General features: G+C 73.4%; 19 protein-coding genes and 2 pseudogenes. 11 read left to right on the top strand and 10 right to left on the bottom strand.

Features of this window, described 5'->3' with window-relative positions; genetic code table 11:
* The first annotated feature begins 90 nt into the window (after positions 1–90).
* The 3 genes from xseA (at position 91) to H300_RS0106950 (ending at position 2,425) form a co-directional block, all read left to right on the top strand.
* Positions 91–1,314, top strand: coding sequence for an exodeoxyribonuclease VII large subunit (gene xseA, locus H300_RS0106960; protein ID WP_028426866.1), 1,224 nt, complete (start codon positions 91–93; stop codon positions 1,312–1,314).
* Between the two features lie 71 nt (positions 1,315–1,385).
* A complete protein-coding gene (locus H300_RS32215; protein WP_078515766.1) occupies positions 1,386–1,709 on the top strand; it encodes an exodeoxyribonuclease VII small subunit in 324 nt (107 codons plus the stop codon).
* 122 nt (positions 1,710–1,831) lie between these two features.
* A complete protein-coding gene (locus tag H300_RS0106950) occupies positions 1,832–2,425 on the top strand; it encodes a malonic semialdehyde reductase (RefSeq protein ID WP_028426865.1) in 594 nt (197 codons plus the stop codon).
* A gap of 23 nt (positions 2,426–2,448) precedes the next feature.
* On the opposite strand, the gene H300_RS0106945 is transcribed toward H300_RS0106950, so the two are convergent.
* Positions 2,449–3,027: a DUF4245 domain-containing protein gene (locus H300_RS0106945; protein WP_486583593.1), complete on the bottom strand. Its 579-nt coding sequence runs from the start codon at positions 3,025–3,027 to the stop codon at positions 2,449–2,451.
* A gap of 247 nt (positions 3,028–3,274) precedes the next feature.
* On the opposite strand from H300_RS0106945, the gene glpX reads away from it, so the two are divergent.
* Positions 3,275–4,318 (top strand): class II fructose-bisphosphatase, encoded by a 1,044-nt coding sequence (gene glpX, locus H300_RS0106940; protein ID WP_028426863.1) that lies wholly within the window; start codon positions 3,275–3,277, stop codon positions 4,316–4,318.
* A 130-nt stretch (positions 4,319–4,448) separates the two neighbouring features.
* Here the strand turns inward: glpX and H300_RS0106935 are convergent, their stop codons facing one another.
* Together H300_RS0106935 and H300_RS0106930 are read right to left on the bottom strand one after the other, a co-directional pair.
* The gene (locus H300_RS0106935) at positions 4,449–4,823 is read right to left on the bottom strand and encodes a WhiB family transcriptional regulator (protein WP_028426862.1); all 375 of its coding nucleotides are present in this window, start codon (positions 4,821–4,823) and stop codon (positions 4,449–4,451) included.
* 123 nt (positions 4,824–4,946) lie between these two features.
* Positions 4,947–5,603 (bottom strand): DUF1707 and DUF2154 domain-containing protein, encoded by a 657-nt coding sequence (locus tag H300_RS0106930; protein ID WP_028426861.1) that lies wholly within the window; start codon positions 5,601–5,603, stop codon positions 4,947–4,949.
* 284 nt (positions 5,604–5,887) lie between these two features.
* Here H300_RS0106930 and H300_RS0106925 point away from each other — a divergent pair, with 284 nt between their 5' ends.
* The 5 genes and pseudogenes from H300_RS0106925 (at position 5,888) to H300_RS25385 (ending at position 12,645) form a co-directional block, all read left to right on the top strand.
* The gene (locus tag H300_RS0106925) at positions 5,888–7,594 is read left to right on the top strand and encodes a fumarate hydratase (RefSeq protein WP_028426860.1); all 1,707 of its coding nucleotides are present in this window, start codon (positions 5,888–5,890) and stop codon (positions 7,592–7,594) included.
* Between the two features lie 91 nt (positions 7,595–7,685).
* A complete protein-coding gene (locus H300_RS0106920; protein WP_028426859.1) occupies positions 7,686–9,092 on the top strand; it encodes a class II fumarate hydratase in 1,407 nt (468 codons plus the stop codon).
* A 108-nt stretch (positions 9,093–9,200) separates the two neighbouring features.
* Complete coding sequence (gene fomD, locus H300_RS0106915; RefSeq protein WP_037979292.1) at positions 9,201–9,890, top strand: cytidylyl-2-hydroxypropylphosphonate hydrolase; 690 nt, start codon at positions 9,201–9,203, stop codon at positions 9,888–9,890.
* A gap of 120 nt (positions 9,891–10,010) precedes the next feature.
* Positions 10,011–10,571 (top strand): annotated as a pseudogene (locus H300_RS0106910) (class I SAM-dependent DNA methyltransferase); the annotation flags it as partial.
* Positions 10,492–12,645, top strand: coding sequence for a SpoIIE family protein phosphatase (locus H300_RS25385; protein ID WP_486583590.1), 2,154 nt, complete (start codon positions 10,492–10,494; stop codon positions 12,643–12,645). The pseudogene H300_RS0106910 and the gene H300_RS25385, both read left to right, overlap by 80 nt.
* A gap of 247 nt (positions 12,646–12,892) precedes the next feature.
* Here H300_RS25385 and H300_RS0106900 read toward each other — a convergent pair whose 3' ends face one another.
* Positions 12,893–13,513 (bottom strand): TetR family transcriptional regulator C-terminal domain-containing protein, encoded by a 621-nt coding sequence (locus H300_RS0106900; protein WP_028426856.1) that lies wholly within the window; start codon positions 13,511–13,513, stop codon positions 12,893–12,895.
* A gap of 86 nt (positions 13,514–13,599) precedes the next feature.
* Here H300_RS0106900 and H300_RS0106895 point away from each other — a divergent pair, with 86 nt between their 5' ends.
* A complete protein-coding gene (locus H300_RS0106895; RefSeq protein WP_028426855.1) occupies positions 13,600–13,998 on the top strand; it encodes a DnaJ family domain-containing protein in 399 nt (132 codons plus the stop codon).
* 349 nt (positions 13,999–14,347) lie between these two features.
* On the opposite strand, the pseudogene H300_RS0106890 reads toward H300_RS0106895, so the two are convergent.
* The 4 genes and pseudogenes from H300_RS0106890 to H300_RS0106875 all read right to left on the bottom strand — a co-directional run.
* Positions 14,348–14,557: pseudogene (locus tag H300_RS0106890) on the bottom strand (SPFH domain-containing protein); the annotation flags it as partial.
* A 117-nt stretch (positions 14,558–14,674) separates the two neighbouring features.
* Positions 14,675–17,014: an ABC transporter permease gene (locus H300_RS0106885; RefSeq protein ID WP_028426853.1), complete on the bottom strand. Its 2,340-nt coding sequence runs from the start codon at positions 17,012–17,014 to the stop codon at positions 14,675–14,677.
* On the bottom strand, positions 17,011–17,715 hold the full coding sequence (locus H300_RS0106880; protein WP_028426852.1) for an ABC transporter ATP-binding protein: 705 nt from the start codon (positions 17,713–17,715) through the stop codon (positions 17,011–17,013). Before H300_RS0106880 ends, H300_RS0106885 begins: the two co-directional genes overlap by 4 nt.
* Positions 17,712–18,236: a PadR family transcriptional regulator gene (locus H300_RS0106875; protein WP_028426851.1), complete on the bottom strand. Its 525-nt coding sequence runs from the start codon at positions 18,234–18,236 to the stop codon at positions 17,712–17,714. Before H300_RS0106875 ends, H300_RS0106880 begins: the two co-directional genes overlap by 4 nt.
* Before the next feature lie 435 nt (positions 18,237–18,671).
* On the opposite strand from H300_RS0106875, the gene H300_RS0106870 reads away from it, so the two are divergent.
* Positions 18,672–20,462, top strand: coding sequence for an alpha/beta hydrolase (locus tag H300_RS0106870; RefSeq protein WP_078515765.1), 1,791 nt, complete (start codon positions 18,672–18,674; stop codon positions 20,460–20,462).
* Here the strand turns inward: H300_RS0106870 and H300_RS25380 are convergent.
* Both H300_RS25380 and H300_RS0106860 read right to left on the bottom strand, forming a co-directional pair.
* Entirely contained in the window at positions 20,456–21,820 is a 1,365-nt protein-coding gene (locus H300_RS25380; protein WP_051269605.1) for an AI-2E family transporter, read from the bottom strand. The genes H300_RS0106870 and H300_RS25380 overlap by 7 nt on opposite strands.
* Positions 21,821–21,961: 141 nt before the next feature.
* Positions 21,962–22,696: an aggregation-promoting factor C-terminal-like domain-containing protein gene (locus tag H300_RS0106860; protein ID WP_028426849.1), complete on the bottom strand. Its 735-nt coding sequence runs from the start codon at positions 22,694–22,696 to the stop codon at positions 21,962–21,964.
* Between the last annotated feature and the right edge of the window lie 608 nt (positions 22,697–23,304).

Genomic DNA, 23,304 nt, shown 5'->3' with positions numbered 1-23,304 from the left:
GGCCGTACCGCGCGGCCCCCGCAGGGCGCACGGGTGTGCGGCGGACCGCGGGGCACCCGGTTGTCCGGGGCGGCCGATAGCCTCGTCCGCATGGCACTCACCACCTCCCCCGAGGCACCGATCCCGGTCGGCCAGGTGTCCCGGCTGATCGGCGGCTGGATCGACCGGCTCGGCGCCGTCTGGGTGGAAGGGCAGATCACCCAGCTGAGCCGCCGCCCGGGAGCCGGGGTGGTCTTCCTCACCCTGCGCGACCCTTCCCAGGAGGTGTCGCTCAGCGTCACCTGCTACCGCCAGATCTTCGATCAGGTCGCGGATCTGATCACCGAGGGCGCCCGGATCGTGGTGCACGGCAAACCGGAGTGGTACGCCCCGCGCGGGCAGCTCTCGCTGCGGGCGGCGGAGATCCGCCCGGTGGGGGTCGGCGACCTGCTGGTCCGGCTGGAGCTGCTGAAGAAGTCGCTGACGGCGGAGGGGCTGTTCGCCGCGGACCGGAAGCGTCCGCTGCCCTTCCTCCCCGGTGTGGTCGGGCTGGTGACGGGCCGGGCCTCCGCGGCCGAGCGGGACGTGCTGGAGACGGCGCGCAGCCGCTGGCCGGCGGTGCGCTTCCGGGTCCGGCACGCCGCAGTCCAGGGGGTGCACGCGGTGCCGCAGGTCATCGAGGCGGTTCAGGCGCTGGACGCGGACGGCGAGGTGGAGGTGATCGTGGTCGCGCGCGGCGGCGGCAGCGTCGAGGACCTCCTGCCGTTCTCCGACGAACGGCTGGTCCGGGCTGTCGCGGAGTGCCGGACCCCGGTCGTCTCGGCGATCGGCCACGAGCCGGACACCCCGCTGCTGGACCTGGTCGCGGACCTGCGCGCGCGCACTCCGACGCACGCCGCCAAGGACGTGGTGCCGGACGTCGGTGAGGAGCGGCTGCGGATCGACCAGCTCCGCGGTCGCGCGCTACGCTGCGTGACGACCCATCTGGAGCAGCAGGAGCGCGGCCTGGCCGACTGGATGAGCCGTCCGTCGATGGCGTATCCGCACCGGATGCTGGAGGAGCGCGGCGATCGGGTGGACGAGCTGGTGGTCCGGGGCCGGCGCACCCTGTCCCACCTGCTGGACCGCGCGGACGCGGAACTGGCCCACACCCGGGCCCGGGTGGTGGCGCTCTCCCCCGCGCAGACCCTGCGGCGCGGGTATGCCGTGCTCCAGCGCGAGGACGGCGGCGCGGTCCGCGACCCGGCCGAGGTCGGTCCGGGCGAGCTGCTGCGGGCCCGCGTCGCGGAGGGCGACTTCCGGGTCACGGTCGCGCCGCCGCCGGGCGACGAGTGAGCACGGCACCCGGTACCCGGCGCCCGGCTCGCGCCGGAACGACCGACCGACGAATTCCCGAGGAGCGAGAGTTGACAGACACCGACAGCGCCGGGACCGGCGAGGACGCGACCGGCGCCGGGCCGGAGACGGGCAGCAGGCCGGAGACGGGCAGCGGGACTGCCGGCTCCGAGTCGGCGCTCGGCTACGAGCAGGCCCGCGACGAGCTGGTGGACGTGGTGCGCCGGCTGGAGGCCGGCGGTGCGACGCTGGAGGAGTCGCTGGCGCTGTGGGAGCGCGGCGAGGAGCTCGCCGGCATCTGCCGCGACTGGCTGGCCGGGGCCCGCGCCCGGCTGGACGCCGCGCTCGCGGAGGGGGGCGACGGGAGCGGCGGGGCGGACCGTCCCGAGCGATGACGGTCCCGGCCCGTGTCGCGTCCGGTGGCGCCCGGAGTGGGGTGCGTCACCGGAGGGCACGCGGGGCGGAGGCAGCGCGCTAGCGTAGTAGTGCAAATGCGAACTACTACTGCGAGGACACCATGGCCACGCCGCTCGATCCTGCCGCCCAGGACCTGCTCTTCCGCCAGGCGCACACCGCCTACACCTTCAGCGACGAGCCCGTCGCCGACGAGCAGATCCGGGCCGTGTACGAGCTGGTCAAGTACGCGCCGACGGCGTTCAACCAGTCGCCGCTGCGGGTCACCCTGGTCCGCTCCCCCGAGGCCCGCGAGCGCCTGGTGCAGCACATGGGCGAGGGCAACCGGCCGAAGACCAGGGCCGCGCCCATCACCGCCGTCCTCTCCGTCGACCTGGAGTTCCACGAGCGGCTGCCCGAGCTGTTCCCGGTGGTGCCCGACCTGAAGGACACCTTCTTCGCCACCGCGGAGGTCCGCGAGAAGCACGGCGGCTTCAACGCGACCCTCCAGGCCGGCTACTTCATCCTCGGTGTCCGGGCGGTCGGCCTCGCCGCGGGCCCGATGACCGGGCTCGACTTCGACGGCGTCGACAAGGAGTTCTTCGGCGACGGCAAGCAGCGCTCGCTGCTCGTCGTGAACATCGGCCACCCGGGCCCGGACGCCTTCCGTCCGCGCGGCCCGCGGCTCTCCCACGAGGACACCGTCACCAGCATCTGAGCGCGCCCGCACCCCCGCCCTGGTCAGCCCTGCGGGGTCGTGCTCTGCGGCCCCGCAGGCGCGGCCGCCTCGGCCGCGGCGCCGGACTCCAGCGCCGCGGCGAGCCGCCCCAGCCGCTCGAAGGGCGCCGTCCCGGTGACCACCGTGGTGACGTCCGACTCCCGGAGGACCAGCGCGTCGTACTTCGGGCCCTCCCAGCGCTCCCACTCCCTGCCGGCCAGCCGCTCCGTCCGGTCGGTCGCCTCGGCACCGTGCGTGACGGCGGCAGCGAACCGGTCCGGGTCGCCGTCGCTCTGCTCGACCGCGGCGTACTCGTTCGCCGGGTCCACGAGGCCGAGGTGCCAGGCGGCGCCGTACTCGCTCTGGTCGCGGTAGCGCACCGAGGTGGCGCGCCACTCCTGCGACAGGCCGCCGGGGGCCGCCACCGGGTAGGGCGCCGCGCGCTGCGCGGTGACCAGTTCGGTGCGGTAGCCGATCTCGTGCACGGGGTCCTGCTGATCGTCGTGCGGGAGGAAGAGAGAGAGGAACCAGGCACCCAGCCCGATCACCGCCATCGACAGCATCATGTCCCGCACGGTCTTCTTGCCTCGTGTCGTTGCCACGCCCCCATCGTCCCCCATGTACCGGAACGGCCCGACACGCACCCCGCCGACGGGGCCCGCGCCGCGGGGCCGGCGCCCGGCGCCGCGCCGCTCCACCGCTCGGACACCCATGCTCATCCGTGGACCGCCCCGCTCATCCGTCGACCACTCTGCTCATCGTGGCGGGATGCGGATAAGGTCGTACCACCCTCACTACCGTTGACTGCCCGGCCGTCGTTCCGGCAGCCGTGCGGAAAGGTGCGTCCCGATGTCGGCTCCTTCCGAGCACCACCCCCTCCCCTCGCCCCTGGACGTCAGCCCGGAGGCCCCCGATCGCAACCTCGCCCTGGAGCTGGTCCGCGTCACCGAGGCAGGCGCGATGGCCTCGGGCCGCTGGGTGGGCCGCGGCGACAAGAACGGAGCGGACGCGGCCGCCGTGAAGGCGATGCGCACGCTGGTCTCGACCGTGTCCATGAACGGGGTCGTGGTCATCGGGGAGGGCGAGAAGGACGAAGCCCCGATGCTCTACAACGGCGAACGGGTGGGCGACGGGACGGGCGCGGAGTGCGACGTGGCCGTCGACCCGGTGGACGGCACGACACTCACCGCGAAGGGCATGTCCAACGCCGTCTCGGTCCTGGCCGTCGCCGAGCGCGGGACCATGTTCGACCCCACCGCGGTCTTCTACATGGACAAGCTGGTGACCGGCCCCGAGGCCTCCGAGTACGTGGACATCGACGCCCCGGCCTCGGTGAACGTGCGCCGGGTCGCCAAGGCCAAGGGCTGCGCCCCGGAGGACGTCACGGTCGTCATCCTGGACCGGCCCCGGCACGAGGGCATCGTCAAGGAGGTCCGGGAGGCGGGTGCCCGGATCAAGTTCATCGCCGACGGCGACGTGGCCGGGGCGATCATGGCGGTGCGCGAGGGTGCCGGGGTGGATCTGCTGCTGGGCATCGGCGGGACGCCCGAGGGCATCATCACCGCCTGCGCCATCAAGTGCCTGGGCGGCACCATCCAGGGCAAGCTCTGGCCGAAGGACGAGGCGGAGCGGCGGGCCGCGCTGGAGGCGGGGCACGACCTCGACCGGGTCCTGCACACCGACGACCTGGTCTCCGGGGAGAACGTCTTCTTCGTCGCGACCGGGATCACCGACGGCGATCTGCTGCGCGGGGTGCGCTACCGGGCCGAGACGGCCTTCACCGAGTCCCTGGTGATGCGCTCGAAGTCCGGAACCATCCGCCAGATCGACTCCACGCACCGGCTGGCGAAGCTGCGCGCCTACAGCGCGATCGACTTCGACCGGGCCCGCTGAGACCACCGTCCGTCGGGGTGTGTCCGGCTGCCGGGCACACCCCGACGGGCGCCGAGGCGGCCAGGGCGCCGGAACGGTTCGGGCGGTGCGGCCGTCCGGGCGCCGGAGCTGCGCGGAAGCCCCCGACGGTTCAGGCGATGCGGCGCGCCGCGGAGCCCACCGGGTCGGAGGCGCCGGGCGCCCCGGCGTCCAGGCGTCGGCGGCGGGCCAGCACCACCCGGCGCTCCGCGGCCGTCAGCCCGCCCCACACGCCGTACGGTTCCGGCTGGACCAGGGCGTGCTCACGGCACTCGATCAGCACCGGACAGCGTGCGCACACCCGCTTCGCCGCCTGCTCCCGCGCCAGCCGGGCCGCCGTGGGCTCCTTGGACGGGGCGAAGAACAGTCCGGCCTCGTCCCGGCGGCAGACCGCCTCCGAGTGCCAGGCTTCCGCTTGGTCCCTCGCATGGGTTCGCTGCGGGGGCACTGCAGCGGCATGCAGGGGCTGATGCGGCGGTTGCAGCACGGTCTACTCCTGACGACGGCGATGGAGTCACCCTTTTTCGCCTGCCGCGCACAGCGATTCGCATGTGTGTCCGCGCAAGCGGCGATGCCCGGAGCCCTACCCGCTGTGCGCACGCTTATGCGCTCAGTCGCGGCGCTTGTGGAGGTCCCGGAGTCGTTTGCCGCGCCTCGCGACCACGTGCACGCCCCCGAGCACCGCGGCCCCGCGCACCACCACGACCGGCGCCTGCGGGTCCCCCGCCTCCTGGAGTTCCAGCTCGAAGGCACCGAGGATTCCGGTTCCGCCGCCCCGGACGGAGACGTTCTCCGGCACCGCGATGTCGACGCCGCCCAGGACGCAGTACGCGGTGATCACCACCTCCTGGTGGCTGAAGAGCGCCTCGCTGAGGTCGATCTCCACTCCGCCGAGGCAGGCGTAGGCCTTGATCCGGCGCGGGACCCGCCAGCGCCCTCTGCGGGTGGCCGCGGAGAAGACCGCGGCCAGGCTGAGCAGCTGCTCCGCCGCGGGGGCGGGGGCCGGGCCGCGGCCCGACGCCGCGCCGAGCCCCGCCCACCGACCGCCCGGGAGATCGCGCAGCAGCGGCTCCAGTTGGCCCGTCGTGCGGGCGGCGTACGCCGCCTCCAACCGCTCGGCGTGCTCCCGTGCGTCGAGCCGCCCCTCGCCGAACGCCTCCCGGAGGAGGTCCGCCACCCGATCGCGGTCCGCGTCGGAGGCCAGGAAATCCGGGGTCTGCACGGGTCCGCCGGAGCCGGGCTGCTTGCGGAAGGAGATGTCGCTCACCCCTCCACTCTAGCGAGACGCGATAGATCGCGACAGGGGGCGGGCGCCGGCGCAGGAGACAGCCGCCGCGCGCTCGGCGCAGCAGCAGGTGCGCGGGCCCGGGGGTGGGGCCCTCCGGTGAGGCGGCCTGCACTGCTCCGCGGTCGGCGGAGCCGCGCCTCACGGGACTGGGCCGCACCTCACCCGGCCCGCCGTGCCGGGGGCGTTCTACGCTGTGAGACGCCCTCGCCGTCGATCGGGCCGCTCCGGGCCGATCGGGCCGAACAGAAAGGGAAGATCGCCTCATGGCTGCCAGCTCCCACCCGTCCCGGCCGTCGTTCACGTACACGGAACTGCTTCCGCTGGGTGCGGACTCCACGCCCTACCGCCTGGTCACCGCGGAGGGCGTGAGCACCTTCGAGGCGGACGGCCGGACGTTCCTGAAGGTCGAGCCCGCCGCGCTGCGCACGCTCGCGGCCGAGGCGATGCACGACATCGCGCACTACCTGCGCCCCGAGCACCTGGCCCAGCTGCGCCGGATCCTCGACGACCCGGAGGCCAGCGCCAACGACAAGTTCGTCGCGCTGGACCTGCTGAAGAACGCCAACATCTCCGCCGCAGGGGTGCTCCCGATGTGCCAGGACACCGGCACCGCGATCGTGATGGGCAAGCGCGGCCAGCAGGTGCTCACCGAGGGCGGTGACGAGGCGGCCCTCTCGCACGGCATCCACGACGCCTACACGGAGCTGAACCTGCGCTACTCGCAGATGGCGCCGCTGACGATGTGGGAGGAGCGGAACACCGGCACCAACCTCCCCGCCCAGATCGAGCTGTACGCCACCGACGGCGACGCCTACTCGTTCCTCTTCATGGCCAAGGGCGGCGGCAGCGCCAACAAGTCCTTCCTCTACCAGGAGACCAAGGCGGTCCTCAACGAGAGTGCCATGATGGCCTTCCTGGAGGAGAAGATCCGCTCGCTGGGAACCGCGGCCTGCCCGCCCTACCACCTGGCGATCGTGGTCGGCGGGACCAGCGCCGAGTACGCGCTGAAGACCGCCAAGTACGCCTCCGCGCACTACCTGGACGAGCTGCCCGGCGAGGGCTCGCCGGGGGGCCACGGTTTCCGGGACGAGGAGCTGGAGCAGCAGGTCTTCGCACTCACCCAGCAGATCGGGATCGGCGCGCAGTTCGGCGGCAAGTACTTCTGCCACGACGTCCGCGTGGTGCGACTGCCCCGGCACGGCGCCTCCTGCCCGGTGGCGATCGCGGTGTCCTGCTCGGCTGACCGGCAGGCCAAGGCGAAGATCACCGCCGAGGGCGTGTTCCTGGAGCAGCTGGAGCGGGACCCTGCGCGCTACCTGCCGGAGACCACCGAGGAGGAGCTGACCGAGGGCGCCTCGCTCGCCCCGGACGACGGGGTGGTCCGGATCGACCTGAACCGCCCGATGGACGAGATCCGCGCCGAACTGTCCCGGCACCCGGTCAAGACGCGGCTGTCCCTCACCGGGCCGCTGGTGGTGGCACGGGACATCGCGCACGCGAAGATCAAGGAGCGGCTCGACGCCGGCGAGGAGATGCCGCAGTACCTGCGCGACCACGCGGTCTACTACGCCGGCCCGGCGAAGACACCGGAGGGCTACGCCTCGGGCTCGTTCGGACCGACCACCGCCGGCCGGATGGACGCCTACGTGGAGCAGTTCCAGGCGGCCGGGGGCTCGTACGTGATGCTGGCCAAGGGCAACCGCAGCAAGCAGGTCACCGACGCCTGCCGGACGCACGGCGGCTTCTACCTGGGCTCGATCGGCGGCCCGGCCGCCCGGCTGGCGCAGGAGTGCATCAGGTCCGTGGAGGTTGTGGAGTACGCGGAGCTGGGCATGGAGGCGGTGTGGCGGATCGAGGTCGAGGACTTCCCCGCGTTCGTCGTCGTCGACGACAAGGGCAACGACTTCTTCACCGATCCGGGCCCGTCCCAGCCGTTCGTCACGAGCATCCCTGTCCGCAGCGGGAGCTGACGGCCGCGCGGGCCGTCGGGCCCCGGGGCGGTGCGGCCGCACCGCCCCGGGTTCCGTCGGGGGCGGGGGCCGCCGCCGTAGGCTCGACGGCATGAGCGAGTACAGGGACGAAACGCGAGAGTTCCGGATCGAGCACGACTCGATGGGCGAGGTACGGGTCCCCGCGGATGCCAAGTGGCGGGCGCAGACGCAGCGGGCGGTGGAGAACTTCCCGCTCTCCGGCGCGCGCCTGGAGCGGGCCCATATCGAGGCCCTCGCCCGGATCAAGGCCGCCGCGGCGAAGGTGAACGCCGCGCTCGGAGTGCTGGACGCCGACGTCGCGGACGCGATCGCCGGGGCCGCCGCGGAGGTCGCGGAGGGCCGCTGGGACGCGCACTTCCCAGTGGACGTCTTCCAGACCGGTTCCGGCACCTCCTCGCACATGAACATGAACGAGGTACTGGCGACCCTGGCCACCGAGCGGCTGGGCCGCCCGGTCCACCCCAACGACGAGGTCAACGCGAGCCAGTCGTCGAACGACGTCTTCCCCTCCTCCGTCCACGTGGCGGCCACGGCCGCCGTGAGCCGGGACCTCGTCCCGGCCCTGGAGCACCTGGCCGCCGCACTGGAGCGGAAGGCGGCCGAGTTCGCCACCGTCGTGAAGTCCGGGCGCACCCACCTGATGGATGCCACCCCGGTGACCCTGGGTCAGGAGTTCGGCGGCTACGCGGCGCAGATCCGGTACGGCGTGGAGCGGCTGCGGTCCGCGCTGCCGCGGCTGGCCGAGCTGCCGCTGGGCGGCACCGCGGTGGGAACCGGCATCAACACCCCGCCCGGCTTCGCGGCGGCGGTGATCGAGGAGCTGGCCCGGGCGACGGACCTGCCGATCGCCGAGGCCCGCAACCACTTCGAGGCGCAAGGCGCCCGGGACGCGCTGGTGGAGACCTCCGGCCAGTTGCGGACGATCGCCGTCTCCCTGACCAAGATCTCCAACGATCTGCGCTGGATGGCCTCCGGGCCGCGCACCGGGCTGGCCGAGATCGCCCTGCCCGACCTCCAGCCCGGGTCCTCGATCATGCCGGGGAAGGTCAACCCGGTCGTGCCGGAGGCGGTGCTCATGGTGGCCGCGCAGGTGACCGGGAACGACACCACCATCGCGGTGGCCGGGGCCGCGGGCAACTTCGAGCTGAACGTGATGATGCCGGTGCTCGCCAGGAACGTCCTGGAGTCGGTCCGCCTGCTGGGCAACGCGAGCCGGCTGCTCGCCGACCGCACGGTCGACGGCGTCACCGCCGACGTCGAGCGGGCCCGGGAATACGCCGAGTCCTCGCCCTCGGTCGTCACCCCGCTGAACCGGTACCTCGGCTACGAGGCCGCTGCGGGCATCGCCAAGGCCGCGCTCGCCGAGCGGAAGACGATTCGGCAGGCGGTGCTGGACGCCGGCTGCGTGGAGCGCGGAGAGCTGACCGAGGAGCAGCTCGACGAGGCGCTGGACGTGCTGCGCATGACGCACCCCTGACCGTCCGTCCGCGTCCGCTGCCCGGGCCGGCGGGCCGTCCCCGGCCGGCTTCCCACGCCGGGGGCGCGGCTCACGGCTCGACGCGGGGGCCGTGGGTAGGATCCGTGGATGACAGCCGAGATCCAGCAGGGGCCGGGGGGCGGTGCCACCGGGGGCAGGTGGGCGGCGGGCAGCCACATCCTGTGGCGGTATCGCGCCAACGGCCTCCCGGACCCGCACATCTGCCGGCCGGTGACGGTCGTGGCGGACACCGAGGAGCTGCTCGCGGTGTGGGTGGCGCCGGGGACCCGCTGCATCAAGCCCGAGCTGGCCGACGGCACCCCGATCCACCGGGAACCGCTGGCCACCCGTTACACCAAGCCGCGCACCACGGTCGCCTCCCGCTGGTTCGGCACGGGGGTGCTGAAGCTCGCCCGTCCCGCCGAGCCCTGGTCGGTGTGGCTCTTCTGGGAGCCCGGCTGGCGGTTCAAGAACTGGTACGTGAACCTGGAGGAGCCGCGTGCCCGGTGGTCGGGCGGGGTCGATTCGGAGGACCACTTCCTCGACATCGAGGTGCACCCGGACCGGAGCTGGCGGTGGCGGGACGAGGACGAGTTCGACCGGGCCCGGGAGGTGGGCCTGATCGGTCCCCGGGAGGCCGCGCGGGTGCGGGAGGCGGGCCGGGCAGCGGTCGCCGCCGTCCGCCGCTGGCACACGCCGTTCGCGGACGGGTGGGAGCACTGGCGGCCCGATCCGTCCTGGCCCCTGCCGGAGCTGCCCGCGGACTGGGACCGGCAGGACGCGCGGCGGACCTCTTGATACGGACCCGGTCGGCAACCGTAGGATCAGCCTCCGTAACGTGCAAGGACGACCAGGGACTTCGAGCAACTTCCCCGCACCGCACAGTTTCTGACGGCCGGAAGTGAGGAGCGCCACCTCGTGAGCAGCACGGACAGTACGGGCAGCACGGAGGAGTCCGCCGCCTCCGGTGACCTCGACCGGCCGGGGCGGGACCGCGCGGGCCAGGCCGAGGCCTTCGACGCCATAGGCGACCGCTACGACGCGGCCTTCCCACACAAGGAGGGCCAGCTCGCCGCCGGGGCCTGGCTGGCGGCCGAGCTGCCGGCGGACTCGCGCGTATTGGACCTGGGCTGCGGCACGGGCGCCCCCACGGCGCGGCAGCTCGTCGACGCCGGCCACCGCGTAGTGGGCGTCGACCTCTCCGAGGGCATGGTGGAGCTGGCCGAGGAGCACGTGCCCGAGGCCGATTTCCACCGGCTGGACTTCGCCGATCTGCCGGAGCACCCCGCCTTCCCGCCCGGCGGCTTCGACGGCGCGGCGGCCTTCTTCTCCCTGCTGATGCTGCCGCGGGAGGAGATCCCGGTCACGCTGCGTATGCTGCACGAGCAGCTCCGGCCCGGTGGGCTGCTGGCGCTCGCGATGGTGGAAGCGGACGTGGACGACTTCACCATCCCCTTCCTCGGCAACACCATCCGGGTCTCGGGCTACCTGCGCGACGACCTGCGCCGGGTGGTGCGCGGCACCGGGTTCGAGGTCCTCGGCGAGGAGTCGTTCGCCTTCGCACCCGCCAGTACCGACGTGTCGCCCGAGGTCCAGCTCTTCCTGCACTGCCGACGGCCCTGATCGCTCCGGACGGATGGAACCCCGACACGTGACGGAGTACCCGACAAGCCCCCAGCAGCCGGCCGCCGGCCGGGCCGCGGCCCGGCCGGCCGACTCCGCGACACCGCACGCCCGTGCACAGGCGGGCGCGGCAGCGGAGGATGGCAGGGTGCGAGAGCCGGCGAGGCCGGCCCCGGAGGGCGGACATCATGACGGCGGTAATCGAGTGAGCGAGCACGACCGGCGCGGCGGGGACCGGCTGCGGTTCATCGGCGCGGCGACCCGGCGGGTGGCCCGCGGCGTCGATCTGGACGAGACGGTCCTCGGCCTGTGCCGGGCCACGGTCCCGGCCTTCACCGACGCCATCCTGGTCTACCTCCGCGACCCGCTGCCCGTCGGGGACGAGCGCCCCGCCGGGCCGGTGCGGCTGCGGCTGCGGCGCAGCGACCGGCTGCCGGACTACGCCGGCGAGCAGGACGTCCCCTCGCTGCCAGTGGTGCCCAGCGGGACGGTCCCGAGCGCGGCCCACCCAGGGAGCGGGGCGGTGGAGGTCGTCGAGGTGCTCAACGGCGGCCCGCTGGCCGAGGTGCTGCGCGGCGTCCGCCCGCTGTTCGGGGACGCCCCGGCCGCGCTGGCAGCGCTGCCGGAACTGCTGGGCGACCCGGACTCGCTCTGCGGCCGGCGGGCGATACTCGCTCCGCTGCGCGGCCGGCGCCGGGTGATCGGCGCGGCGGTCTTCCTGCGCCGCCCGGAGCGCGACGACTTCGAACCGGACGATCTCCTGGTGGCCGCCCAGCTGGCCACCCACACCGCGCTGGGCGTGGACAAGGCCGTGCTCTACGGTCGCGAGGCCTACATCGCGGACGAGCTCCAGCGCACGATGCTGCCGGACAACCTCCCGCAACCGACCGGGGTGCAGTTGGCGAGCCGCTACCTGCCCGCCGCCGAGTCGGCACGGGTCGGCGGCGACTGGTACGACGCGATCCCCCTCCCGGGGAGCCGTGTCGCGCTCGTGGTGGGCGACGTCATGGGCCACTCGATGACCTCCGCGGCGATCATGGGCCAGTTGCGCACCACCGCGCAGACGCTGGCCGGGCTGGACCTGCCGCCGCAGGAGGTGCTGCACCACCTCGACGAGCAGGCCCAGCGGCTCGGCCAGGACCGGATGGCGACCTGCCTCTACGCGGTCTACGACCCGGTCGCCCACCGCATGGTGATCGCGAACGCGGGCCATCCGCCGCCCGTGATGCTGCACCGCGGCGGACGCGCCGAGGTCCTGCGGATACCGGCCGGGGCGCCGATCGGCGTCGGCGGGGTCGACTTCCAGGCGGTGGAGCTGGACGCGCCCGCCGGGGCGACCCTGCTGCTGTACACCGACGGCCTGGTGGAGTCCCGGCACCGGGACGTCTGGACGGGGATCGAGCAGCTCCGGGAAAAGCTGATGGAGACGGCCCGGCTGACGCTGCCCGGGCACCCGGCGCCGCTGGAGCCGCTGTGCGACGAGGTACTGGACATCCTCGGCCCGGGCGACCGGGACGACGACATCGCCCTACTGGCGGCCCGTTTCGACGGGATCGCGCCGAGCGATGTCGCGTACTGGTACCTGGACCCGCGGGCACAGACCGCGGGCCAGGCGCGGCGGCTTGCCCGCCGGGCGCTGACCCGCTGGGGCCTGGAGGAGCTGTCCGACTCGGTGGAACTGCTGGTCAGCGAGGTGGTGACGAACGCCGTGCGGTATGCCGAGCGGCCGATCACGCTGCGACTGCTGCGGACCGACTCACTGCGGTGCGAGGTCGGCGACGACGTGCCGCAACTGCCCCGGCTGCGGCAGGCCCGGGTGACCGACGAGGGCGGCCGCGGCCTGTACCTGGTCAACCGGCTGGCCCGCCGCTGGGGGGCCACCCGGCTGTCCACCGGCAAGGTCGTCTGGTTCGAGCTGCCGATCCCCTGACCGGACGCCCGTCCCGTTCCCGACCCTCGCCTCCTGCCCCTGCCCGGCCGGGAGGCCGGCCGGGCAGGGGCTGCGGGGCAGGGGCTGCGGGGCAGGGGCTGCGGGGCCGCGGCAGGGTGTGGCACCCGGTCCCGCCGTTCGGGTGAGGGCCGGGGGCGCGATCCGGCCCCGGCCCTCACCCGAACGGCGGGACCACCGGTTGTCGATCCGCCTCGGCCGGGGCCGGCGGGTCCGCACCCTCCCTGCCTCACCGGCCGGGCGCGGGCGACGCCGGGAAGAGGCGGTCGAGGTGGTACTCCAGCACCCGGGCGGCCGACGCGGTCGTGCCCCGGCCGGCCAGCAGCCCGGTTCCCAGGCCGTGGGCCAGGTTCAGCAGCCGGGCCGCCTCCAGCTCCGGGTCCGCGTCACCGGCCAGCAACCCGCGGGCGGCCGCCTGCTCCAGCACTGCGACCATCCGCCGCTCCAGCCGGTCCGGGCCGTCCGCGAAAGCGCGCACCTCCGGATCGGCCCCCGTCATCGTCTGGACCGCGCACGCGGTCCAGACGAGGTGGAAGTCACGGCTCGGGCCGTCCGCGGGCAGTGCCTCGGCCAGCAGCGCCTCCACGTGGGCGCGCGGTTCGACCGGCTGCGGCAGAGCGGCGAGCCGGGCCGCCCAGCGCCGGTGGCTCTGCCCCTCCAACCGCTCCAGTGCGGCGGCGACCAGGTGGGCCCGGTCGCCGAACCAGTACTGCACCAGTCGCAGCGAGACACCGGCCTCAGCCGCCACCGCGCGGAGGGTGACGGCGTGCAGTCCGCGCCGGACGGCCACCCGGACGAAGGCGTCGGTGAGCAGCGCGCGCCGCTCCTCGTGGTCGACGGTCCTCGGCACAGGCACTCCTCGGGGCCGGTTTTTGTGGTACGGCTGTACCATAAGGAGTGGAGCAGGCAGCCCGCCACCGCAGGGAGGACCGTGCCGTGACCGAGCGCAAACCGCCCCGGATGGACTTCGAGTCCTGGGTCGACAAGCAGATCCGCGAGGCCGCCGAGCGCGGCGCGTTCGACGACCTGCCGGGAGCGGGGAAGCCGCTGCCGAGGGACACACAGCCGTACGACGAGATGTGGTGGATCAAGGAGAAGATGCGCCGGGAGGAGGTCTCGTACCTCCCGCCCGCGCTCGCCCTGCGGAAGGAGGCGGAGGAGGCGCGGGCGGCGGCGCTCGCCGCCCCCACCGAGGAGGCCGCCCGGCGGATCGTCGCCGAGATCAACGAGAGCATCCGCGAGGCGGTCCGCCGCCCGCCACCCGGCCCCGCCGCGGGCCTCTCCCCCCTCGACCCGGAGGAGGTCCTCCGGGAGCGGCGCGCGCGCCGTCCCTGACCCGCCGCCGCTCCCGCCCCCGGTGGGAGCGGCGCGCCCTCCCGCGCGCCTCAGCCGCCCCCGGGCCCGTCGCTCCCGGACCGGTCGCCGTCGCCCCCGCCGCGCTCTCCGGGGCCGGCGGGCCGGGCGTCCGCGGCGCGGATGCGGCCGGGCGTCCCGCGGCAGGCGGCCGGCCTCACCGAGTGCGCGCCGCAGCGGGAGGTCGATCTGCGCGTTGGTGCTGCGCAGTTCGCCCACCGCGCGAGCGCGTCGTGGACGGCCGGATCGAGCCGCAGCAGCACCTGTTTGCGGGCACCGCGGCGGGCCGGCGGCTCGGTCGCTGGTAGAGCGAGCCCGAGTTGAGGACCGGCTACGGGGTGCGGTCGCCGTACAGGACGACCAGCAGGGCGGAGACCATCGCCGCCTTGCGCTCCTCGTCCAGCTCGACGAAGTCCCGCCCGGTGATCCGGGCGAAGGCGGACTCGACCATTCCGCAGGCGCCCTCGACGATCTCCCGGCGGCCGGCGATGATCGCCCCCACCTGCTGCCGCTGGAGCATCGCGAAGGCGATATCCGGGGCCCGCGAGGGGCCCGAGGACGGCGATGACCGGGCCGAGGCCGCCGCCGATGCGGTGCGCGGTGACCTCGCGCACCGGGGCGGTCGGCATCCGGGGCTCCTCGCCGCCATGGGCGTGCCTCACTCGGTGCGCAGGCCCTCCGGACGCATCATCCGCCACAACGAGGGCATGCTGGCCAGCGTGATCAGCAGGATCATCGCCAGCCCGGCGCCCGCCAGCGGCAGGAAGGTGAACCAGCTGCCCATCGGGACGTCCACCAGCCGCACCAGCAGAGCCCCGAGCCCGGTGCCGCCCGCGCTGGCCAGGACAAGGCCCAGGCCCACCGGTACCGCCGTCTGCCACAGCACCGAAGCGCCCAGCGTGCCGCGCCGGGTCCCGAAGGCGACGAGCACCGACAGCTGGCGCCTGCGCTCGCGGAGCTGCTCGATGGTGTTGACGATCATGCTGGCTGCGATGAGCAGCATGATCAGCGAGGAGCCGACGAGCAGACCGTTGCGGATCGCCGCGAGCTGCTTCGAACTGCGCTCGCTGGACAGCGTGAAGAGGTAGCTGTCCGGGTTGGTGACCGGCACGGCGTTGCGGAGGTGCTCGAACCGGTCGGGGACACGCGCGTCGGTCCGGACCAGGGCCCTGGCCGTCGCGTCCCGGAGCTGCTCGGGGGCCAGGGCCTGCGGCGTGGCGAAGATCCCGCCCTCCTCAGCCCCGGTCGGGTCCTGCCGGACCTCGGCCTGCCGCACGCTCTCAGGCACGGTCCACCACACCGGAGAGCTGGGACGCGCCTCCCGCGGGTCGCCGTGCAGGTCGATCCGGTCGCCGGCCCGGGGAAGCGGCTCGCGGTCCCATGCGCCTCGGGCGAGGAAGACGTCGCCCGGCTCGCAGGCACCGATGTCCACGACCTCGCGGAGCGTGGCGCAGTCGCCGATCGAGATCCCCACGGCCGGACGCCGATCCTCCTCCATCTTCGCGCCCTCACGGATGGCGTCGCCGCGGACGACCCCGAGCACGTCCCGCGCTCCACGGGTGTCGCCGAGCTCCCGGAAGAAGGCCTCGGCCTGCGCGCCGTCCGCCACCGAGCGATTGGCCACGACTTGCGCCCGGTCCGTTTCCTGCCCCGTGAAGCTGCGATCCTGCTCCTCCACCGCGGAGAAGAGCATCTGGAGGGCGATGGCGCCGGCCACCGCTACCGTGACCCCGCTGACCGCGCGGGCTGCCAGCCCGCTGTTCAGCTGGAGCCGGCGGACGGCGAGCTGCCAGGAGAGCGAACCGCCGCCCAGCCGGCCGACCACCCGCTCCACCAGCCAGGGCAGCAGCAGAGTGAGGCCCAAGAGCGTGAGGACGACACCGCCGGCGATGGCCCACTCGGCCACCTCCCCGCCGTCGTTCACCTGGTCGCTGGAGAGGCCGAGCGTCGCGACGCCGACGACCAGCAGCAGGAGCCGCCACCACACCCGGCGGCCGGAGTCGCCGCCCTCCCGGGCGATGCCCAGCGGGCTCATCGCCACCCCGCGCAGCGCGGACAGGGTGACCGCGACCGCCGACACCGGCACGGCGAGGAGGATCAGCACGGTCAGCCAGCCGACCGGCGTGAGGTCCGACGGGTAGACGCTGGTGCCGAACATGGTGATCCGGCCGACGAACATCCGCCCCAGCAGGAAGAACCAGCCGCCGATCAGCAGACCCAGCAGCGCACCGAGGAGCGACTCCCCGGCGGCGATGCGGCGGGTCATCGCGTTGTCCGAGCCCACCAGCCGCAGCGCGGCCAGTCGCCGGTCCCGGCTCTCACCGCCGAACCGGACGGCGGTGGCGATGAACACCGCGATCGGCATGAGCAGCACCACCACCATGACCACCACGAGCACCAGCAGCATGGGGTGCAGAGACTCCTGCCCGGTCTCCGCCCCGAAGGAGTCCACGCGTCCGACGGCGCTGTCCTCGTCGTAGCGCAGTTCGTCGGTGCCGAGGTAGAAGGCCAGCTCGCCCGGCCCGGCGAGCCCTTCCCTGCCGAGGGTGCCGACGGTCTCGGCGCCCCCCAGACGCGGTGCGAACAGCTCGCCGTCCGAGGACCGCAGCAGCTCGTCCAGCGCGGGCGAGACCACCATCTCGCCGGCGGCGGGGAGCTCCTCGACGCCCGGCGGCCGGGCGGCCTCGGACGGGTCGCCCTCCGGCTGGATCAGCCGACCGAACACCGAGGTGCTCCGGAACTCGGTGCGCGCCTCGGTCATCAGGACGGAGGAGTCCGACTTCGGCACGTCCTCCTCCATCGTGAAGTACGGTCCGCGGCTGTCCGTGCGCTCGCCCTGGGCGCTGATCGCGAACGGCACCGAGGCGGCCAGCAGCAGCACCGCGACCCCCAGTCCGACCCCGACCGCGGTCAGCAGCGTCCGGGTCCAACCCGCCCGTCCCCCGGTGACGGCGAACCGCGCACCCATCGCCAGTTCCCGTGCCCACTGCTGGATCATGCGGCGCCCGCCATGCCGGCCATGTCCCGCGCCTTGCCGTCCCGCACCACGACCTCCCGGTCGGAGTAGGCGGCGACCCGGGACTCGTGGGTGACGAGGACGACCGCGGCCCGGGTGTCCCGGGCGGCCGCGGTGAGCAGTTCCATCACCCGCTCGCCGTTCAGGGAGTCCAGCGCCCCGGTCGGCTCGTCGGCGAAGACGACCTTCGGGGTGGCGACGAGGGCACGGGCGATCGCCACCCGCTGGCCCTGGCCGCCGGACACCTGCCCCGGACGGTGGTGGCGGACGTCGTCCACCTCCAGCCGCTCCAGCCACTCCCTGGCCCGTGCCTCGGCCTGCTTGCGGCCGGTACCGGCCAGGCGGAGGGGCAGGGCCACGTTCTCGGTGCAGGTCAGTTCGGGCACGAGCTGACCGAACTGGAAGACGAACCCGAAGTCGCCCCGCCGCAGCGCGCTGCGCCGGGCGTCCGACAGGGCCGACACCTCCTCGCTCTGGTAGTGCACCGTGCCCTCGTCCGGCGGCACGATGCCGGCGAGGCAGTGCAGCAGCGTCGACTTCCCGGACCCGGAGGGGCCCATCACGGCGACGATCTCCCCGGCGTGGATGGTGAAGTCGGCACCGGCCAGCGCCTTGGTGGCGCCGTAGGTCTTGTGCACTCCGGAAGCGGCGAGCAGCGCTGCGGACGAATCGCCGGCGGTCATGGGGACACCTCCTGGGCGAGCTTGTCGAGCCGGGCGGCAGTGAGCTCGAGCCACCGCAGATCCGCCTCCAGATGGAACAGCGCGTGGTCGCAGATCAACTGGTCGGCGAGATCTCCGCCGCGCTTGCGCACGGTCAGTTCGCGCATCAGGCGCAGGTGCTCGCTGCGCTGGGCGTCGAGCAGTTCGCCCGCGTCCCGGCCGGTCAGCAGCGCGAGTACGACCTTGGTGTACAGCGTGCTCTGCAGGTACGGCTCCGGCTTCTCGGGCCGCGTCAGCCAGCCCTCGACGTCGGTGATGCCCGCGTCGGTGATGGCGTAGCGCTTGCGCTCCGGTCCGCCGCCGGCCTCCATCCCGTCGACCTCCACCATGCCGTTCTTCAGCAGGCGGGACATCGTGGAGTAGACCTGCCCGTAGTGCAGGGGGCGGTCGTGACCGAACCGTTCGTCGAAGGCGCGCTTGAGGTCGTAACCGTGGCGTGGGCCGGCCTCCAGGAGACCGAGCAGGGTGTGGCCAATGGACATGCACCGCACTGTACACCACGTGTATACACGCAATGTATAGACGCCGCGTACAGTGCCCGCACGGCGTGAAGGGCGCGCCCTTCAGGTGCGGTGTCGCCACCGGTGCGGTACCGAAGCCCCAGGAAGGGCCGACTCCGGGCTTCGCGCGACGAGGGGTGGCAGCGGGACGGTACGAGAGCCCGCCGGCGCCTCTGCCGAGGACCACCCCGGGCCGGTGGGGGCTCAGGAGAGACGGTAGGGGGCTTCACGGGAGGGAGTACGGGGCGGGGGCCGGACAGGGGGCGGCGCGGCGACGACGGGCGGGGGCACCGGCCGCGTAGGCTGCGCTTCGACTGTGTCCGGTCAACCCGCCCGCCCGCGGGTGCGTCCCAGGGAAAGGCGCCGATTCATCTACCGTGACGCCAGGGCGCGCGAGTGACAGGCCGGGAGAATTCCATGCTCGACACCACGGGGGGCCAGGCCCCGGTTCGGGAGCGGGAGACATCCCCCGAGGAGCGGCTGCGCCGCCTCGCCCGGCGCGCGCTCGCGCTCCTCCGCCGGCCCTACTGGGAGCGTCCGGACGCGACCTGGCTGGTGCGCCGCTGGCCCGACCTGACGGCCACCACCGCGGCCACCGTCTTCTTCTGGCTGTCCCTGACCCCGTCGCTGGTACCGCGCCCCTGGTACCTGCAGGGGGTGATCGGCGGGATCACGGCCGCCATCGGCTACGCCCTGGGCTGCCTGGTGAGCTGGGCGGTCCCCGCCCTGGTCCGCCGACGCCCGTCCCCCACGGTTCAGGCCAGGTTGCGTGCCCGCGCCTGGCAGGCGTACTTCCCGCTGAGCGCGCTGCTCACCGTACTGCTGCTGTCGGAGAGTGCCCGCATGCAGCAGCAGCTGCGCGCGCTCCAGGGCCTGAACCCCACCCTCACCTGGCACTCGCTGATGATCGCGCTGATGGCGGTGACCCTGTGCTGGGCCCTGCTGCTGGCCGCCCGCGGCGTCCGGCTCGCGACGAGGCGGCTGATCGCGACGCTGCGCCGCTTCGTCCCCCGGCCGGTGGCGGTCGTGGGCGGCCTGACGATCAGCGCGCTGGTGGTGCTGTTCGGCGCGAAGGACGTGGTCTTCGAGCGCGGCGTGGTGGACATCGCGGCCCGGATCGCCGCCAACACCGACCGGAGCACCAAGGACGGGATCGTCCAGTCCGGGTCCCCGTTCGTGTCCGGCAGCCCCCACTCGCTGATCCCCTGGGACGACCTGGGCTACCAGGGGCGCAACTTCACCGGCAGCGTCCTGCAGCGGGAACAGATCGCCTCCTTCACCGGACGCGAGGCACTCGATCCGATCCGGGTGTACGTAGGACGGGCGGGCAACCCCTCGGTGAGCGAGCAGGCCGACCTGGCCCTCGCCGAGCTGGACCGCACCGGCGCCTTCGAACGCGAGGTGCTGGCCGTCGCCGGCACGACCGGCAGCGGCTGGATCGACGCCCGCACGGCGGAGCCACTGGAGTACCTGCACAACGGGGACACCGCCATCGTCGCCGTCCAGTACTCCTACCTGCCCAGTTGGGTGTCGTTCGTGGTCGACCGGGAGGAGGCGGGGCGGGCCACCCGCGAGCTGGTCACCGCCGTCCGGGAGCGGCTGGACGGCATGCCTGCGGAGGACCGGCCGAAGCTGCTCGTCTTCGGTGAGAGCCTGGGTGCCACGGCGATCGAGGACTCGTTCGACGGTCTCGACGACCTGCTGGCGAGGACGGACGGCGCCCTGCTGGTGGGGCCGCCCAACTACAGCCCGATCCGGTCCGCCGTGGTCCGCGAACGGGAGCCGGGCAGCCCGGTGTGGCGCCCCGTCCACGACGCCGGCAGGCACGTCCGCTTCGCGCAGTACCCGGAGCGCGACCTGCGCAGGCCGCAGCCCGGAGGCTGGCTGCACCCCCGGGTGGTGTATCTGCAGAACGCCTCGGACCCGATCGTCTGGTGGTCGCCCGAACTGGCCCTCCAGCCTCCGGAGTGGCTGAGCGAGCCGCTGGGCCCGGACGTCACCGATGAGATCGACTGGTTCCCGTTCGTCACCTTCTGGCAGACGACCATGGACATGGTCACCTCGTACGGCGTCGAGGCCCCGCACGGCCACCGCTACGGGACGAACGCGGTGGAGGGCTGGGCGGCGATCGCGCCGCCGGCGGGGTGGACGGACTCCGACACCCGCCGGCTCAAGGCGTTCGCCGAGGCGCACGAGTCGCCCTACTGACGCCCGTCCTCCACCGGGGCGGCCGGTGTGCCCGCCCGCTCCGAGTCCGCCGGGGCGGCGGCGCGTTCGGCGTCGGCCTGCAGCGCGGACACACCCGGCGGCGGGTCCGCGACGGCGGTGCCCCCGTGACCGTGCTGCCCCGCGTAGCCGCGCAGGTAGCTCACCACCGTGTTGGAGACCGCGACCAGCGGCACCGCGACCACGGCACCGGGGATGCCCGCCAGCAGCGAGCCCCCGGTCACCGCGAGCACCACGGCCAGCGGATGGACCCGCACCAGGCGTCCCAGGATCAGCGGTTGCAGGATGTTGCCCTCGATCTGCTGGACGAGCAGCACCACGCCGAGCACCAGCAGGGCGGTGACCGGTCCGTTGGTGACGAAGGCGACCACCACCGCGAGCGCCCCGGAGACCGTCGCCCCCACGATCGGCACGAACGCGGAGAGGAAGACCAGGACGGCCAGGGGCACCGCCAGCGGCACTCCGAGGATCGCGATGCCGATGCCGATGCCGACGGCGTCGATGAAGGCCACTATGACCGTGCCGCGCACGTAGCTCGTCAGGGTCGACCAGGCTCGCGGGCCTGCACTGTCGACGGCCTCCCGGGCGCCGGCCGGCACGAAGTTCAGACTCCACGACCAGATGCGGGAGCCGTCGTAGAGGAGGAACAGGCAGACGAACGCGGCGAGGGCGGCGCCGGTGAGGAACGTCACCAGGATCGACGCGCCCTCGATGCCGGCGGTGGTGAGCTCCTGACTGTGCTCGCCGATCCACTGGTTCAGGTTGTCGGTCAGGTCGTTGAGCTGGTCGTCGGTGACCTCGAACGGGCTGTGGAGTATCCAGGTGCGGAGTTCGTCGATACCGCTCTGGACCTGCTTGACGAGGTCCTCCTGGTTCTCGATGACCTGCCAGACCACGAACCAGCCGATCAGGCCCATCACGGCGAACCCGGCCACGAAGGTGAGCGCGGTGGACAAGCCCCGCCCCAGACCGAGTCGCTTGAGCCGGGCGACGGTCGGCTGCAGCAGTGCGGTGATCAGCAGACCCGCGGAGAAGGCGATGACGATGACGCTGATCGCCGCGATCACCTGCATCAGCACCCACAGGACACCGGCGAGTACCAGCAGCCGCCAACCGGCCTCGGCGGCGACCCGCATGCCCCACGGGATCACCGTGTCGGGGGCGGGTTTTGCCGGGTGCGGCGCCGGTGAAGCGGCAGCGGGCGGCGTCGCGTACTCGTCGTCCCGTGCGCCGCGCCTGCGGTCGCGCGCGGCTCGCTCCTCCTCCGCCCGCGCGCGAAAGCGGGAGACCCGCTCCGCGACGCGTTCGGCCCCCGTCCTGAGTCGGTCGATTCTCGACATCCCGTAGTCCTCGCCGGTCGCCAGTGATTCTGTATCCCACCGGGGGACGACGTTACCCGGGTCGGAGGTTGCTTCCGCTCAGACGCGCGTCGCCCCCGCTCCGACATGGAGCGGGGGCGACGTACGCGGACTCGCGGGTGGTCAGTACCAGTTGTTGGCCTGCCAGAAGTCCCAGGCCCCGCACGGACTGCCGTAGCGGTCGTTCATGTAGTTGAGGCCCCACTTGATCTGGGTGGCGGGGTTGGTCCGCCAGTCGGCACCGGCCGAGGACATCTTGGAGGCGGGAAGCGCCTGCACGAGACCGTACGCGCCCGAAGAGGGGTTCTGCGCCTGGTAGTTCCAGGTGCTCTCGTGCTGCACGATGTTCGAGAAGCACTGGAACTGGCCGCCGCCCACGATCTGCTGCGCCATCGCCTTGACCTCGGCGACGGTGTACGAGGACTGCTGCACGAAGTCCGCGGCGGATACCGAGGGCTCGTCGCGCTCGGCGGCGCGGCTCGCGGCCTCCTTCTGCTCGCGGAGCTCGGCCGCCTTCTCCTCGGCGGCCTCCTCGGCAGCCTTCTCCTCGGCGAGCTGCTTCTTCGCCGCGGCGTCCTTGGCCGCCCGCTTGCGGGCGTCCTCCTCGGCGGACTTCTTCGCCGCGGCGCTGGCCGCGTCGGACTGCTGGTCCGCCTGCTGGGTCAGGGATGCGGTCTGCGTCTGGGTGTTGCCGTTCACCGGTATGTCAGCGAGGAGCGTGGCGTCCGCAGCAGCGAGTTCGACCGGCTCGGTCGTTCCTGCCTGCCCACCCGAGGCCACTCCGACGACGGCGCCGACGGTGGTGACCGCGGTGGCGGACGCCACGGCGAATCCCCGGACCGAGATCCGAGCAGTCACACAGTTTCCTTCCACAATCCCCGCTTAGGTGACCTCGCGGGCGCAATCGTGCTCCTGAACACGGACCCCCTCGAACTCGGCCACAGGGGGTACTGGCCCGAACGGCCTCCGAGGAGGTCCGCATGGTGCTCGGGCGGCATACGGCGGTGACGGATGTTGAGTTGAAGACGTGGTGCATCCCGCAGGATGCGGTGTGCCGTATGCGGAGCCTGACAGGACCCACACCCTGCCGGAGACCGCGAGGGAAGGCAATTCCCTCCCGCGTGGGAAAGCTCACACCCCGTTTACGGCCGACGATTTCCGGACACGCGGGCGTAGCGCGCGACGCCGCACTACAGTTCTTCGCCCGGCGGGTCGGCTCTCCCGCCGGCGCCGCCCCGACCGCCCGTCCCCGAAAGCGGACCGGCAGGAAAGGGAACGTGCCAGGGCGAACTGCCGCAAACAGTGCGTGAGACGACCGGATACGCACGGGTCTGCTCAGGGAGGGGCGGTGCGTCCCGGACGTACCGCGCGCCGGTGGCGGTACCACCGGCGCGCGACGCGTCCGTCAGATCCTCATCCCGCCCTCACCTGCCCTCGCCCGGCGTCGTCCCGCCCTGGCCCGGCCG

The sequence above is a fragment of the Streptomyces sp. TAA040 genome (genome assembly GCF_000424845.1).
This window is presented reverse-complemented; position numbering and strand designations above follow the sequence as displayed.

What these genes read in the sequence shown, in the direction of transcription:
- fomD (WP_037979292.1), top strand. Translation starts at nt 9,201, where the DNA reads ATGACAGCCGAGATCCAGCAGGGGCCGGGGGGCGGTGCCACCGGGGGC.
- H300_RS0106875 (WP_028426851.1), bottom strand. Translation starts at nt 18,236, where the DNA reads ATGTCCATTGGCCACACCCTGCTCGGTCTCCTGGAGGCCGGCCCACGC.
- glpX (WP_028426863.1), top strand. Translation starts at nt 3,275, where the DNA reads ATGTCGGCTCCTTCCGAGCACCACCCCCTCCCCTCGCCCCTGGACGTC.
- H300_RS0106885 (WP_028426853.1), bottom strand. Translation starts at nt 17,014, where the DNA reads ATGATCCAGCAGTGGGCACGGGAACTGGCGATGGGTGCGCGGTTCGCC.
- H300_RS0106870 (WP_078515765.1), top strand. Translation starts at nt 18,672, where the DNA reads ATGCTCGACACCACGGGGGGCCAGGCCCCGGTTCGGGAGCGGGAGACA.
- H300_RS0106880 (WP_028426852.1), bottom strand. Translation starts at nt 17,715, where the DNA reads ATGACCGCCGGCGATTCGTCCGCAGCGCTGCTCGCCGCTTCCGGAGTG.
- H300_RS0106950 (WP_028426865.1), top strand. Translation starts at nt 1,832, where the DNA reads ATGGCCACGCCGCTCGATCCTGCCGCCCAGGACCTGCTCTTCCGCCAG.
- H300_RS0106920 (WP_028426859.1), top strand. Translation starts at nt 7,686, where the DNA reads ATGAGCGAGTACAGGGACGAAACGCGAGAGTTCCGGATCGAGCACGAC.
- H300_RS0106925 (WP_028426860.1), top strand. Translation starts at nt 5,888, where the DNA reads ATGGCTGCCAGCTCCCACCCGTCCCGGCCGTCGTTCACGTACACGGAA.
- H300_RS25380 (WP_051269605.1), bottom strand. Translation starts at nt 21,820, where the DNA reads ATGTCGAGAATCGACCGACTCAGGACGGGGGCCGAACGCGTCGCGGAG.
- xseA (WP_028426866.1), top strand. Translation starts at nt 91, where the DNA reads ATGGCACTCACCACCTCCCCCGAGGCACCGATCCCGGTCGGCCAGGTG.